Origin of the sequence: Sphingomonas phyllosphaerae (assembly GCA_036946405.1) — a bacterium.
Classification (GTDB): domain Bacteria; phylum Pseudomonadota; class Alphaproteobacteria; order Sphingomonadales; family Sphingomonadaceae; genus Sphingomonas; species Sphingomonas phyllosphaerae_D.
In genome coordinates this window covers 2,480,092-2,494,030 of record JAQIJC010000001.1, presented here as the reverse complement: position 1 = coordinate 2,494,030, position 13,939 = coordinate 2,480,092, and the positions used below count along the sequence as shown (strand labels likewise).

Annotated in this window: 11 protein-coding genes; 4 read left to right on the top strand and 7 right to left on the bottom strand. The window is 65.8% G+C overall.

Annotated features, from left to right (window positions below; genetic code table 11):
- Positions 1 to 39 precede the first annotated feature (39 nt).
- The 3 genes from PGN12_11965 to PGN12_11955 all read left to right on the top strand — a co-directional run bounded on the left by PGN12_11965 (position 40) and on the right by PGN12_11955 (position 5,222).
- Positions 40 to 786 (top strand): FadR/GntR family transcriptional regulator, encoded by a 747-nt coding sequence (locus PGN12_11965; protein MEH3104612.1) that lies wholly within the window; start codon positions 40 to 42, stop codon positions 784 to 786.
- Positions 787 to 918: 132 nt separating this feature from the next.
- Positions 919 to 3,927: a TonB-dependent receptor gene (locus PGN12_11960; protein ID MEH3104611.1), complete on the top strand. Its 3,009-nt coding sequence runs from the start codon at positions 919 to 921 to the stop codon at positions 3,925 to 3,927.
- 14 nt (positions 3,928 to 3,941) lie between these two features.
- Positions 3,942 to 5,222: an MFS transporter gene (locus PGN12_11955; protein ID MEH3104610.1), complete on the top strand. Its 1,281-nt coding sequence runs from the start codon at positions 3,942 to 3,944 to the stop codon at positions 5,220 to 5,222.
- A 46-nt stretch (positions 5,223 to 5,268) separates the two neighbouring features.
- On the opposite strand, the gene glpK is transcribed toward PGN12_11955, so the two are convergent.
- Together glpK and PGN12_11945 are read right to left on the bottom strand one after the other, a co-directional pair.
- Positions 5,269 to 6,765 carry a glycerol kinase GlpK gene (gene glpK / locus PGN12_11950; protein ID MEH3104609.1) on the bottom strand — a complete coding sequence of 499 codons (1,497 nt, stop codon included), beginning with the start codon at positions 6,763 to 6,765 and terminating at the stop codon, positions 5,269 to 5,271.
- Positions 6,766 to 6,782: 17 nt separating this feature from the next.
- Complete coding sequence (locus PGN12_11945) at positions 6,783 to 7,577, bottom strand: aquaporin family protein (protein MEH3104608.1); 795 nt, start codon at positions 7,575 to 7,577, stop codon at positions 6,783 to 6,785.
- A gap of 136 nt (positions 7,578 to 7,713) precedes the next feature.
- Here PGN12_11945 and PGN12_11940 point away from each other — a divergent pair, with 136 nt between their 5' ends.
- On the top strand, positions 7,714 to 9,225 hold the full coding sequence (locus tag PGN12_11940) for a glycerol-3-phosphate dehydrogenase (GenBank protein MEH3104607.1): 1,512 nt from the start codon (positions 7,714 to 7,716) through the stop codon (positions 9,223 to 9,225).
- Here PGN12_11940 and PGN12_11935 read toward each other — a convergent pair.
- The 5 genes from PGN12_11935 to bamA form a co-directional block, all read right to left on the bottom strand.
- The gene (locus PGN12_11935) at positions 9,219 to 9,542 is read right to left on the bottom strand and encodes a PilZ domain-containing protein (protein MEH3104606.1); all 324 of its coding nucleotides are present in this window, start codon (positions 9,540 to 9,542) and stop codon (positions 9,219 to 9,221) included. The genes PGN12_11940 and PGN12_11935 overlap by 7 nt on opposite strands.
- A 50-nt stretch (positions 9,543 to 9,592) precedes the next feature.
- A complete protein-coding gene (rpmE, locus tag PGN12_11930) occupies positions 9,593 to 9,823 on the bottom strand; it encodes a 50S ribosomal protein L31 (GenBank protein ID MEH3104605.1) in 231 nt (76 codons plus the stop codon).
- A 263-nt stretch (positions 9,824 to 10,086) separates the two neighbouring features.
- Positions 10,087 to 10,575 carry a 3-hydroxyacyl-ACP dehydratase FabZ gene (gene fabZ, locus PGN12_11925; GenBank protein MEH3104604.1) on the bottom strand — a complete coding sequence of 163 codons (489 nt, stop codon included), beginning with the start codon at positions 10,573 to 10,575 and terminating at the stop codon, positions 10,087 to 10,089.
- On the bottom strand, positions 10,572 to 11,234 hold the full coding sequence (locus PGN12_11920; GenBank protein MEH3104603.1) for an OmpH family outer membrane protein: 663 nt from the start codon (positions 11,232 to 11,234) through the stop codon (positions 10,572 to 10,574). The genes fabZ and PGN12_11920 overlap by 4 nt, the downstream gene beginning before the upstream one ends.
- On the bottom strand, positions 11,234 to 13,921 hold the full coding sequence (gene bamA, locus PGN12_11915; GenBank protein ID MEH3104602.1) for an outer membrane protein assembly factor BamA: 2,688 nt from the start codon (positions 13,919 to 13,921) through the stop codon (positions 11,234 to 11,236). Before bamA ends, PGN12_11920 begins: the two co-directional genes overlap by 1 nt.
- Positions 13,922 to 13,939: the final 18 nt, after the last annotated feature.

The window sequence follows — 13,939 nt, the reverse complement described above, 5'->3', positions numbered from 1 at the left end:
GTCGCGGTCGATGCGCCCTGCTGATTAACGAGACCTTCGATGCGCAAGACAGAAAGTGGCGGCAAGCTGTATCGCGGGATCGTCGATGCGATCATGAGCGACATTGCCGACGGCATCTATCCCGTCGGCGCGCGCCTCCCCGCCGAGCGCGACCTCACCGAGCGGTTCAAGGTGAGCCGCCCCACGGTGCGGGAAGCGATGATCGCTTTGGAAATGCAGGGTATCGTCGAGGCGCGCAAAGGGTCGGGCGTCTTCGTGCTCGCGACCGGTGCGGTCGACGCGACTCGAGAACTCGACATCGGCGCGTTCGAGATCACCGAGGCGCGACGGCTGCTCGAAGGCGAAGTTGCCGCGGTCGCCGCCACCGAGATCGACGCCGCGCAACTCGCCGAACTGCGCGCCCTGCTGGCGCAGATGGAGCAGAGCGACGTCACGGTCGCCGAGGACGCCGACCGCCGTTTCCACATTGCCATTGCCGAGGCGACCGGCAATGCGGTCATCATCGCCGCGGTCACCGATTTCTGGGACATGCGGTTTCGCTCGCCGCTCGCGCGCGAAGTGCTCGTCAAGGCGGGTAGTCTCGGGACCGAGAGCCGCATGGCGGAACATGGCCGCATCCTCGCCGCGCTCGAGGCACGCTCGCCGGTCGACGCACGCAACGCGATGCGCGACCATCTGAGCCGGGTCATCGACCATTTGCTCGACGTCACCGAAACCGAAGCGGTCGAGCGCGCGCGGGCCGAGGCGACGCAACGTCGCCACGCGCTCGCCCGTCGCGCGGTTTAGGCCCATCGAATGCATTGTCAGCATGGACTGACAATGCTACCTGACAACTCGGGCAGGACACGCTCGGGCGACTGGCACAAGGCAGCGACCGAATTGCATGACGCAGCGTGCCGGCCGCCAGGGAGAGGGCCTTTGACCAGTCAGCACCGCTATAAGCGCCATCTGTATGTCTCGATCAGCCTGATGAGCATGGTCGCCGCCGCGCCGCTCGCCGCGCAGACGACCGCCGGCCAGGCGCCCTCACCCACCGCAGCCAGCGCCGATCAGGACCTGCCCGAGGGCCAAGTCGCCGACATCGTCGTCACCGGGTTCCGCGCCGCGCTGAACAACGCGCTCAATCAAAAGCGCAACGAAACCGCGGCGATCGACAGCATCGTCGCCGAGGATATCGGCAAATTCCCCGATTCCAACCTCGCCGAATCGATGCAGCGCATTCCGGGCGTCGCCTTGTCGCGCGGTGACGGCGGCGAGGGGCGCAACATCTCGGTGCGTGGGCTTGGCGCGCAATTCACGCGTGTCCGCATCAACGGCATGGAAGGCGTGTCGCAGGTCAGCGGCAGCGATATCCGCGGCGGCGTCGCGACCGGGCGGTCGTTCGACTTCGTCACCTTCCCGACCGAAATCTTCTCCGCGCTGTCGGTCCGCAAGACGATGTCCGCCGATGTCGAGGAAGGCTCGCTGGGCGCGACCGTCGACCTGCGCGCGCCGCGGCCATTCGACCAGAAGAAGGATTTCGTCCTCTCCGGCACCGCGCGCGGGATCTACAACGATATCAGGAAAGACGTCGACCCGCGCCTTTCCGCGATCGTGTCGAAGAAGTTCGGCGACACGTTCGGCATCCTCGGCAGCATCGCCTATTCGAAGCGGCACATCGACGAATATGCTTATTCGGCGGTCGATGTCGTGCCGACCTATGTCTACGGCCAGGCGGCGCCGACCGGCGCGGCGAACGCCGGGGTGATCTTCCCGTTCTGCACGCCGGTCGGCTACAGCTACCGCGGGCTCGCCACCAACAGTCCGGTGCCCGGCTATACGCAGCCCAACGGCGTGCCGATCGGTGCCGACGCCAACAATTGCAGCACCAACAACCCGCGCACCAGCACCGCCGCGGCGTACGACTACATCATGAGCCGCACCGGCGTTAGCGGGCGGCCGGGCGGTGGGGTCTACCTGCCGCGCCTCCCCCGCCCCGTGAAGAGCAGCCAGGACCAGCAACGTCTCGCCGGGACGCTGACCCTGCAATGGAAGCCGAGCGATAACACCGACATCTCGCTCGACGGCCTCTACTCGCGCTTCAAGGTCAATCGCCTCGACGCCTATTTCGATGCCCGCTCGTTCGGCCGCGCGATCTCGAACAATGGTCAGCCGCTGACGTCGGTGCGCGAGATCGAGGTCGACGACAACGGTTCGCTGATCCACGGCCTGTTCGACGGCGTCGACCTGCGATCGGAGATGCAGGAGGAGCGCTTCACGTCCGAATACCGGCAGGCGAACCTCAACTTCGACCATCGGTTCTCCGATACGGTCCGGCTGTTCGGCCTCGTCGGCATCAACGAGTCGCGGCTCGACGTGAACCGGCTTCAGGTCGCGATCGACTCGAACGACACACGCAACTGGTCGATCGACTTCCGCGACAATCCCGACATCCCGAAGATCGAATACGGGATCGACACCACCAACCCCGCGCTGTTCCGTTACGGCCCGCCGCTCACCAACGGCGACCAGCAGGGCCAGCTGTCCAACTTCATCCGCCGCAACGTCATCCTCAGCAAGACGTTCGAGCTGAACGGCGAGTGGGAGGCGGCACAGGGCTTTACCGTCGTGGCGGGCGGCCAGTACCGCACCAACAAATATACGGCGCGCGAACGCCAGCTCGGCACCACCACGCCGCTGACCCTGCCGACCGGCGTCTCGATCGCCGACTTCACCTACACCACATCGGGTATCGGCAAGAACCTCGACGGACAGTTGCAGGACTTCGTCTCCGTCGACCCGACCAAGTTCCGCAACGCCGTCGGGCTCGACAATTACGCCTATTGCAGCATCGAGTGCGCGCGCGGCACGTACGGCGGCGTCGACGAGAAATACAAGTCGGGCTATCTGATGGTCCGCTTCGACACCAAGGATGTGCTGCCCTTCGGGCTGCGCGGCGACGCGGGCGTCCGCTACGTCCACACCGATCTCGACACCTACGGCCCGATCACCACCGCCGCGCCGGCCGGATCGACCTATTCGTCGCGGTTCGTGATCTCGGAAGTGAGCCGGTCGTACGAGGATTGGTTGCCCGCGGTAAACCTCGCCCTCGACATCACGCCGCAACTGATCGCACGCTTCTCGGCCGCACGCGTGATGTCGCGACCGTCTTATGGTCAGCTCATTCCGGCAGGCTCGGCGAACCTCGTCATCCAGACCGCCTCGTTCAGCAACCCGTTCCTCGACCCGATCCGTGCCAACACGATCGACGCCGCGCTCGAATGGTATTTCTCGCCCGGCTCGCTGATTTCGGTCGGCTATTTCTACAAGAACATCGAAACCTACATCCAGGCGCTGCCGCAGCTGGTGCCGTTCCAGGATATCGGCCTCCCGCTGTCGCTGCTGTCGGGTACCCAATTGCGCCCGACCGATTTGTTCAGCGTGCAGCGTAACGTCAACACGCCGGGCGGGCCGCTGCGCGGGTTCGAGGTCAACGTCCAGTTGCCGTTCCGCTTCCTGCCCGGCGCGCTCAGCAACTTCGGCGCGCTCGGCAACTTCACGCGCGTCCGCTCGAACATCACCTATCTGCTCGGCAATGGCCGAACCCGCGTCGCGCCGCTGGTCGGACTGTCGGGCGAAACCGCGAGCGGCACGCTCTATTACGAAGACAGCAAGTTCAGCATCCGCTCGACGCTCAACTATCGTTCCTCGTTCCTGACGGCCGTGCCCAGCGGCTCGATCGACGCGGATTCCTCCTCGAATGCCAGCTCGATCTTCGTCGACGCCTCGGCCTCGTACAATCTTACCGAAAACATCAAGCTGATCGCGGAGGTTTCGAACATCACCAACGAAACCAATCGGCTTACCGTCGATACCGTCCGACAGGATCCGCTCTACACGGCCTATTTCGGGCGTACCTACGCGCTCGCGATCAACTTCCAGCTCTGACCTGACGGATGCCGATGACCGATCAACGACCTGCTCCACTCAAGGCCGGTGGCAACATCCGCTGGGTGATCTGCGCCCTGCTGTTCTTCGCCACCACGATCAATTACATCGATCGGCAGGTCATCGGCATCCTCAAACCGACGCTACAGTCGGAGCTCGGCTGGTCCGAGATCGATTACGGCACGATCGTCTTCTGGTTTCAGGCCGCTTATGCGATCGGGCTGCTGGCGTGCGGCCCGATCATCGACAAGGTCGGCTCGAAGCTCGGCTATGCCGCGGCGATCACCTTGTGGAGCGTCGCAGCCATGGTTCACGCGCTGGTGCGCAGCCCCGGTGGGTTCGCGATGGCACGTTTTGCTCTGGGACTGGGCGAGGCGGCCAATTTCCCGGCGGCCATCAAGTCGGTGGCGGAGTGGTTCCCCAAAAAGGAACGCGCACTGGCGGCGGGCATCCTCAACGCCGGTGCCAATGTCGGTGCGATCGCGACACCGATCGTCGTGCCGATGATCGCGCTTAGCTACGGCTGGCAGGCGGCATTCCTCATCACCGGTGGCTTGGGTTTTCTGTGGCTGGCGGCGTGGCTGCTCTTCTATCGAGCCCCCGCACAGCATCCACGGGTCGGCGCGCAGGAGCTGGCCTATATCACCGCCGATCAGGACAATGACGCTGGCACGGCGCCGATCCCGTGGGGGCAATTGTTTCGCCGCCGCGCGACCTGGGCGTTCGTGATCGCCAAGTTCCTGACCGATCCGGTCTGGTATCTGTTCCTCTTCTGGCTGCCCGACTTCTTCGCCAAGCGCCACGGGCTGGACCTCAAGACGTTCGGCCCGCCACTGATCGCCGTCTATCTGCTTGCCGACGTCGGCAGCATCGGCGGCGGCTGGCTCTCGTCGGCGCTCATCAAGCGCGGCTTCAGCGTCAACGCCGGGCGAAAGCTCGCCTTGCTCGCCTCCGCGATCTTGGTGACGCCGATCGTGTTCGCCAGCAGCGTATCGAGCCTGACGGCGGCGGTGGCGATCATCGGTCTGGCAGCCGCTGCGCATCAGGGCTGGTCCTCGAACCTCTACACGATGGTGTCGGACACCTTCCCGCGCACCTCGATCGCCTCGGTGATGGGGATCGGCGGCGCGGCCGGCGCGGTTGGCGGCATGATCATGGCCAAATACGTCGGCCAGGTGCTGGAAACGGTGGGCACCTATGTTCCGGTGTTCCTGTGGGCCGGCAGCGCTTATCTGATCGCGCTGTTGCTCGTGCACCTGCTGGTGCCGCGGCTGGATAATAAGGCAGCCCGCTGAATCGGCGTCGCCGCGGACCCTATCCGGGGCGACGACCCTCCCTTCGCTAGTTCCGTACCGACAGCGTCTTGGCCAGCGCCGCGTGCCAGCCTTCCGCCAGCGTCCGGCGCGCTTCCCCGGTCATCCTCGGCTCGAAGCACGCGCCACGCGCCCAGGTCGCCGCCAATGCGTCCTGATCCTTCCACACGCCCGTCGCCAGCCCGGCATGGAACGCCGCGCCCAGCGCGGTCGTCTCGAGATGCTGCGGGCGCTCGACCGGCACCTGCAACATGTCGGCGAGGAACTGGCACAGCCAGTCGTTGGCCGCCATCCCGCCATCGACGCGGATCGTCGCCGGCGGATCGCCGCCGTCGGCGACCATCGCATCGGCGAGATCCATCGTCTGATATCCGACCGCCTCCAGTGCCGCGCGCGCCAGATGCGCCTGCGTCGATCCCAGTGTCAGCCCGAAGATCGCGCCGCGTGCGTCCGGGTCCCAATGCGGCGCCCCCAGCCCGACGAACGCCGGGACCATATAGACGCCGTGGCTGTCGGGCACCTGTGTCGCCATATCATCGGTATCGCGCGCATGGGTGATGACCCCGATCCCGTCGCGCAGCCATTTCACCGCCGCCCCGGCGATGAAGATCGAGCCTTCGAGGGCGTAGGTCACCTTCCCGTCCAGCCGATAGGCGGGCGTGGTCAGCAGTCGATGCTCGGAGGTCACCGCCTCTTCGCCGGTGTTGAGCAGCATGAAACAACCGGTGCCATAGGTCGATTTGACCATGCCCGTCGCGAAACACGCCTGCCCGAACAGCGCCGCCTGCTGGTCGCCCGCCACGCCTGCGATCGGGATCGCCGTGTCGAACAGCCCGTCTGCGGTATGGCCGAAGATATGGCTGTTGTCGTGCACCTCGGGCAACAACGCCATGGGTACGTCGAACAACGCACACAGCGCCTCGTCCCAGCGTTGCGCATGGATGTCGTAGAGCAACGTGCGGCTGGCGTTGGTGATGTCGGTCGCATGGACCGCGCCGCCGGTCAGCCGCCACAACAGGAAGCTGTCGATCGTCCCAAACGCCAGTTCGCCCTGCTCCGCGCGCGCCCGCGCACCATCGACATGGTCGAGGATCCACGCCAGCTTGGTCGCCGAGAAATAGGGGTCGAGCAACAATCCGGTCTTCGCGCGCACGTCGCTTTCGTGCCCGGCTTCCTTCAATCGCGCGCACAGTTCGGCGGTGCGGCGGTCCTGCCAGACGATCGCGTTGTGAATCGCTTTGCCGGTGGCGCGGTCCCAGACCACCACCGTTTCGCGCTGGTTGGTGATGCCGATACCGGCGATGCCGGCCGCGCCGACGCCGCTGTCCGCCACCGCCTCGCGTGCAGTCGCCAGCGTGTCGCGCCAGATGTCTTCCGGATCGTGCTCGACCCAGCCCGGCTGCGGATAATGTTGCGCGAACTCGCGTTGCGCGGTCGAAACCGGATTGGTGCCGGCGTCGAAGACGATCGCCCGCGTCGAGGTGGTTCCCTGATCGATCGCCAGAATATGTTGCGGACCCGCCACCTTCTTCTCCTCGTCGGTCACGCGCGTGCGCGCGGCGGCAGATAGGGCCGCACCAGATATTGATAGATCGCCGCGCCGGTCACCCCACCCGCCAGCGGCCCGGCGATCGGCACCCACCAATAATTACCGGGCCCGGGCAGCGCGCTGTCTCCCCAGCCCATCAGCCAGCAGAACAGCCGCGGTCCGAAGTCGCGAGCCGGATTGATCGGCCAGCCCTCCAGATATCCCGCCGACGCCCCGATGCACGCGACGAGCAGCCCGATGATGAGCGCGCTGGCATTCGCCATCGGCGCCTGCGTGTTGAACTCGTCGGTGATCGCGAAGATGCCCAGCAGTAGGATCGCGGTCAGCACCACTTCGTCCCAGAAGGCATGGACCGGGGTGATATGCGCGCCCGGCGCGGTGAAGAACACGCCGGCCGCCCCTCCGCCGGCTCGGGTGAGGCCGTGCGCGGTGTTGAACGCCTCGATCACCGGGCCGAACAATTGATAGACCAGCGCCGCGCCGATCATCGCGCCGACCACCTGCGCCGCGACATAGGGCAGCACCTTGCGCTTGGGAAAGTCGCGGAAGATCGCCAGCGCCAGCGTCACCGCCGGATTGGCGTGCGTGCCCGACACCGCCCCGGTCACGTAGATCGCCAGCGTCACCGCCAGTCCCCAGGCGATGCACACGCCCCAATAAGCGGTCGCATAGGGACTGGGATCGTAGAGGATCAGCATCGCCGCCGCGGAATCGCCCAGCGTGATGATGATCGCCACCGCCAGCGCCTCCGCGATCAACTCGCCCCTGAAGCCATGCTGCCCCGTCACGCCTGTCCTCCCCTTGCGCCTCATGCGGGCGCTCCGCGATACCTTCCTGTGTTTGCGGCCAAGGTCAATGCAGGTTTGAAGCATCGAACCATCTTGCCGTATGTTATCGTTTATCAACCGTTATGAGGCGCCGTTCGTGCAGCATCCGACCCCACCCACCGTCACCGACGTCGACCTGCTGATCGTCGGCGGCGGGATCAACGGCACCGGCATCGCGCGCGACGCCGCGGGTCGCGGGCTGTCGGTGATGCTGGTGGAGCAGGACGATCTCGCCAGCCACACGTCGTCCGCCTCCACCAAGCTGATCCACGGCGGGCTGCGCTATCTCGAATATCGCGAATTCCGCCTGGTGCGCGAGGCGTTGATCGAGCGCGAGCGGCTGTGGCGGATGGCGCCGCACATCATCTGGCCGCTCGAGTTCGTGCTCCCGCAAAGCAACTCTCCGCGTCCGGCTTGGCTGGTGCGGCTCGGCCTGTTCCTCTACGATCACCTCGGCGGCCGTGAGCGCCTGCCCGCGACGCGCACCGTGGCGCTCGATCGCGACGTGGTCGGCAAGGGGTTGAAGCCGGGCGATCCCAAGGCGTTCGTCTATTCCGATTGCTGGGTGGAGGACAGCCGGCTGGTCGTGCTCAACGCGCGCGATGCCGCCGATCGTGGCGCGACCATCCTGACGCACATGCGGCTGATCAATGCCCGACGCGACGGAAAGGGCTGGACGGCGACGATCGCCGACGCCGGGGGGCGTCGCGAGGTGCGCGCTCGCGCGCTGGTCAACGCCGCCGGGCCGTGGGTGGCGGATGTGCTCGGCACGGTCCCAGACGCGCGTCGCGATCGCGGGGTTCGGCTGGTCAAGGGCAGTCATATCGTCGTGCCGCGCCTGTACGACGGCGACCACGCCTTCCTGCTGCAGAACCCCGACCGCCGGGTGGTGTTCGCGATCCCCTATGAGCAGCATTACACGCTGGTCGGCACCACCGACGAGGCATGGCAGGGCAAACCCGGCCGCGCCGCGATCGACCAGCAGGAAACCGATTATCTGCTCACCACGATCGCCCGCTATTTCGAGCGGCCTGTGGCCGAGGATGACATCGTGTGGAGCTATTCCGGCATCCGCCCGCTCTATGACGATCACGCCAGCAACGCCTCGGCGGTGACCCGCGATTATGTGCTCGATCTGGATACAGGTGCCGACGGCGCACCGATGCTGAGCATCTTCGGCGGCAAGATCACCACCTATCGCAAGCTCGCCGAGCACGCGCTTCAGGAACTCGCCGGCTTCTTCCCCGCCGCGGGACCGGCATGGACCGCAGGCGCGGCACTACCCGGTGGCGACATGCCCGACGCCGATTTCGGTCGTTACCTCGCAGCGCTGCAACACCGCTACCCCGCTCTTCCTCCCGACCTGCTCCGCCGACTGGCACGCGCGTACGGCACCAGGACGGAACACCTGCTTGGCGATGCGCAGAGTCTCGCGGACCTCGGCGAAGATCTTGGCGGCGGCCTGTCCAGCCGCGAAGTCGACTATTTGCGCGCGGAAGAATGGGCCAGCAGCGCCGAAGACATCCTCTATCGACGCAGCAAGCTCGCGCTGCACGTCCCGCCCGGCACCGCCGAACGCGTCGACGCCTATCTAGGGTGCGGTCAGTGAAGCAGCCCGTGGCGGCTCACCAGCGCGTTGAAGGCGTCGGCGGATAGCGGGGAGGCGAAGACGCAGCCGGCGACGAGATCGTCTGCCCACACCACCATCGCAGCGATCATGCCCAGCCCGGGCAGGTTGAGCCAGATCGGCTGGTTGCGATCCATGCTGGAGAAGGTGAGCAGCCGACACCCATGTTCGGAAAGGTCGACGACCTTGCAAAGCGTGCGGGCCATGCCGCTCTGCTCTGCGGGTGTTTCGAGCTCCAGTCGCGCACGCTTGCTGCGGCGGAACGGGCGGACGGCAGGGGTATATTCGGCTGCGAACATGGCGGCGAGCCTACGCCGCCATGCTTAACGCGAAGTTAAGGCTATCGCGATTACTTGCGCAGCGTGAGCCCGCCACCGAAGCGCTTGTTGAAGCGCGCGACCTGGCCGCCCGAGTCAAGCAGCTGACCACGACCACCGGTCCAAGCCGGGTGCGCCAGCGGATCGATTTCCAGCGTCATCGTGTCGCCTTCCTTGCCCCAGGTGGAGCGCGTCTCGTACACGGTGCCGTCGGTCATCTGGACCTTGATCATGTGGTAGTCGGGATGCGTGTCTTTCTTCATGGTCGTGCTCCGAAATGGCTGGTTCCGACCAGCCTGAAAGGAAGGCGCGCGCCTAATCGAAACGCGCGCCGAAGTCAAAGCCTGTTGTGGCGGGCCAAGGTGTGATCCATCCCGGCTGAAGTAGGGTCGCCACCCGTCATGCCGGACTCGTTCCGGCATCCACCGTTCCGCCAGCACACGGGCGGTTGCTCTTGCGGGACGGTGGACCCCGGAACCAGTCCGGGGTGACGGCGGGAGATGGTTCAAGCGGGGTGGATCACACCCTAGGCGCGCTTGGGCGGGTCTGCGATCATCGCCGTGAAATTGGCCTCCGCCGCCACCTGTCCGTCGATCCTGGCGACGCCGGCGAACTTGCACACCGACGAACGCTTCTGGACGAACTCGACCTCGAGCGACAGCAGCACGCCCGGTTCGACGGGCTTGCGGAACTTCGCACCGTCGATCGCCATGAAATAGACCAGCTTGCCCGATCCGGCCAGACCGAGGCTCTCGACCGCGAGCACGCCTGCCGCTTGCGCCAGCGCCTCGACGATCAACACGCCCGGCATGATCGGACGTCCGGGGAAATGGCCCTGGAAGAAGCCTTCGTTGATCGTCACCGCCTTGATCGCACGGATCGAGCGATCGCGCACGATCTCCTCGACCCGGTCGACCAGCAGCATCGGATAGCGATGCGGCAGCGCCTTCATGACGTCCACGATGTCGAGCGGGCCGATCGGCCCGCCCGTCGTGTCGGTGGTGTTCTCGCTCACCGGCCGGTGGGCGCGCGCGTCGTCGCCGCCGGGGCGGCAGGAGCGGTCGCCGCTGCGGCGGGAGCGCCCTCGCCCTGCTGGCCCGGCTGCCAGTTGGCGGGCGGGGTGATCCCTACGGTGGGGACCAGACGATCAAGCTCGGCGGTGATTGCCGAGGTGATGTCGGTGGTCGGCTGCGCGAACAAGGCCGCGTTCGGGCGCAGCAGCAGGCTGACGTTCTTGGCGCGCACCGCGCCGTTCACCGCGTCGGGCAGCTTGGCCGAGATCTGCTCGATCGCATAGGCCTGCGCACGGCTCGCCGGGGCGGTCAGCCGCTGCAGTTCGGCATTGGCGCTCTGCTCGCGGGTCTGGATCGCCTGGGCCTGCGTCCGCAGCGACGCCTCGGTCGCACCCGGAGCGGCGGCGGCCTTCTGATATGCGGCGACGAGCGGCTGCAGCTCGGTCGTGATCGCCTGCCGGCGCGTGTTCGCCTGATCGAGCTGCGCCTTGTAGGTGGTCTGGATCTGCGTGCGCGCGGTCGCCCAAGCCTTCGAGTTGGCGACGGCTGCCTCGGGATCACCGACCGCGATACCGGCGACCTGCGCGGTCGCGGTGGCGGCGGTGAACGCGGCCGGCGTCACGAGCGCGGCGGCGAGCAGGATATGCTTGAAGTTGGTCATCAGAACTGAGTCCCTACGTTGAAGGTGATGAGCTTGCGGTCGTCGCCTGCCTGCGACACCAGTGCCTTGGCGAGATCGATGCGCAGCGGCCCGAACGGCGAATTCCAGTTCACGCCGATACCGACCGACACGCGCGGCCGTGCCGAATTGCCGAGGAAGCGCTCCTCGAACGGCTGCGACGCGATCTGCGGAGAGTTGGGGACGATACCGTTACATCCGCCGTTGCCGTTTGGAATACCGGCGGCGCACGTCGTCGGCACCAGCACGCCCGCGGCATTGACGTACGAGTAGAGCGGATTGCCCGCGGTGTCCTTGACCGGCAGCGGCAGCACCACCGTGTTGCCACTGGCGTCGGTCGTGGTCGGGAACACCGCCGTCGGCAGCGGCCGGGTGATGTTGAACAGGCTGCCGAACTGCGCATAGATCGAAGGCCGCAGCCCCATCTCGCGCGCGCCTGAGCCGAGCGGAATCTCGACCTCGAACCGGCCGAGGTAATAAGCCGTGCCGCCCAGCGCGTCGTCGACCAGCTGGTCGCGATCGGTGATCAGCACCTGCTTGCCCGCGGCATCGGTCGTGTAATAACGCCGCTGCACGCGTGGACCGACGCCGCGAATGTCGAAGCCACGGAACTGCGGCTCGCCGAGATAGAAGCGGTCGTTGATGCGGATCCGGTCGACCCCCTCGCCCCGCGACTTCTCAAGCGACTTGATATAGCCGCCCTCGCCGACGAACGAGCCGATGAACCCGCCACCGATGTTCACGAACTTGGAGAAGTCGAGCTTCGAGCGAATGTACTTCACATCCCCGCCCAGCCCGGCAAAGTCCTGGCTGAACACGAACCGCTGACCGGCGGTCGGGCGCAAGCGACTGTTGAGGCTGTCGAAAATCAACGAATAGCCGACCGAGGACGTCAGGCGATTGCCCAGCGAATCGCAGAGATATCGCCCGGCCTTGAGCGGGTCGCACTTGCCGTTGGTATAGAAGCTGTTCTGGTCCAAACCGACTTCATCATATGAGAAGCCGTATCGGCCGGCAAGCTGCCAATATTCGGTCAGCGGCACGCCGGTCCGCACCTGAAAACCGGTCGAAACCTGGCTGTAGGTGGTGTTGCGGTTGGTCCCGATGAAATTGAACGCGTTGTAATCGCGACGAAAAACGTCGACGCCCAGCGCGATGTTCTTGTCGAACACATATGGCTCGGTGAAGCCGAGCTGGATCGACTTCGAATAGGTGGAATAGTTGACGCCCGCGCTGAGCGTCTGCCCCTTGCCGCGGAAGTTGTTCTGCGTGATGTTCGCCTGAATGATGAACCGCTCGAGGCTCGAGAAGCCGGCCGAGAGCTGCAACTGCCCGGTCGAGCGTTCCTCGACATTGGCGTCGAGTACGACGCGGTCCGGCGCCGAACCCGGGGTCTGCTTGATCTCGAACTTGTCCTGGAAAAAGCCCAGCGAGTTGATGCGGTCCTGCGAGCGCTTTACCTGGAAGCTGTTGAACGCATCGCCCTCGCCCAGACGCACTTCGCGGCGGATCACCTTGTCCTGCGTCTGCGTGTTGCCGGTGATGTCGACGCGCTCGACATAGGTACGCTGCGCCTGGCCGATGTGGAAGTTGATCGACATGGTCAGCGTTTCGCGGTCCCGCTGGAACTCGGGCTGCGTGTTGCTGAAGGCATAGCCGAACAGCCCGGCGGTCTCGCTCAGATTGTCGACCGTGTCCTCGACCGCCTTGGCGTTATACCAGTCGCCCTTCTTGATCGGCAGCCCGGCGGCGAGCTTCTTGCCGTCGAAATCGCGGATGTCGCTGTCGACGGTGACGTCGCCGAACTTATAGCGCGGCCCTTCTTCCACCACATAGGTGATGATGAAGTCCTTGCGGTCCGGGGTCAGCTCGGCCACCGCCGAGGTCACGCGGAAATCGGCATAGCCTTCGGTCAGGTAGAATTGCCGTAGCTTCTGCTGGTCGTAGGCGAGCCGGTCCTGATCGTAGGACGTGCCCGACGACAACAGGCGATAGAAGCGCGCTTCCTTGGTCGCCATCTGCGCGCGCAGCTTGCCATCGTCGAACACCTGGTTGCCGATGATGTTGATCTGGCGAACCTTGGACTTCGGTCCCTCGGTGACTTCGAAGATCACGTCGACGCGGTTCTGGTCGAGGCTGACCATCTTCGGCTGCACCGTCGCGGCGAAGCGGCCCTGCCGACGGTACAGTTCGATGATCCGCGCGACGTCGGCGCGCACCGCCGAACGGGTGAAGATCTGGCGCGGCTTGAGGCGGACCTCCTTGCCGATCTTGTCTTCCTTCAGGCGCTTGTTGCCTTCGAAGATCACGCGGTTGATGATCGGGTTCTCGCGCACGCGGATCACGATGTTACCGGTCGCCGCACCGTCGATCTGCACGTCGGCGAACAGGTCGCTGGCATACAGGTCCTTGATCGCCTGATCGAGCGTCTCGTTGGTGTAGCTGTCGCCCTGCCGCAGCTTGGTATAGCTGAGCGCCGTCTCGGGCTCGATGCGCTGCGTGCCCTCGACGCGCAACGTCGTGATCGTGCGCGCGGCGGGCTGCGCGATCGCCGGCGCCTGTGCGGCGTCGGCCGGAGCAGCGGCGGGGGTCGTGGCCGCGGCGCGTGCCGGCGCCTGGGCGGCCGGGCGCGTCTGGGCGGTCGCGGCCAGCGGCACACCGGCCAGCATGGTGCAGCCCAGCAAGGT

Excerpts from the sequence above, each read along its gene's own strand:
- rpmE (MEH3104605.1), bottom strand. The coding sequence starts at position 9,823 with ATGAAGAAAGACACGCATCCCGACTACCACATGATCAAGGTCCAGATG.
- PGN12_11955 (MEH3104610.1), top strand. The coding sequence starts at position 3,942 with ATGACCGATCAACGACCTGCTCCACTCAAGGCCGGTGGCAACATCCGC.
- bamA (MEH3104602.1), bottom strand. The coding sequence starts at position 13,921 with ATGCTGGCCGGTGTGCCGCTGGCCGCGACCGCCCAGACGCGCCCGGCC.
- PGN12_11965 (MEH3104612.1), top strand. The coding sequence starts at position 40 with ATGCGCAAGACAGAAAGTGGCGGCAAGCTGTATCGCGGGATCGTCGAT.
- PGN12_11920 (MEH3104603.1), bottom strand. The coding sequence starts at position 11,234 with ATGACCAACTTCAAGCATATCCTGCTCGCCGCCGCGCTCGTGACGCCG.
- PGN12_11935 (MEH3104606.1), bottom strand. The coding sequence starts at position 9,542 with ATGTTCGCAGCCGAATATACCCCTGCCGTCCGCCCGTTCCGCCGCAGC.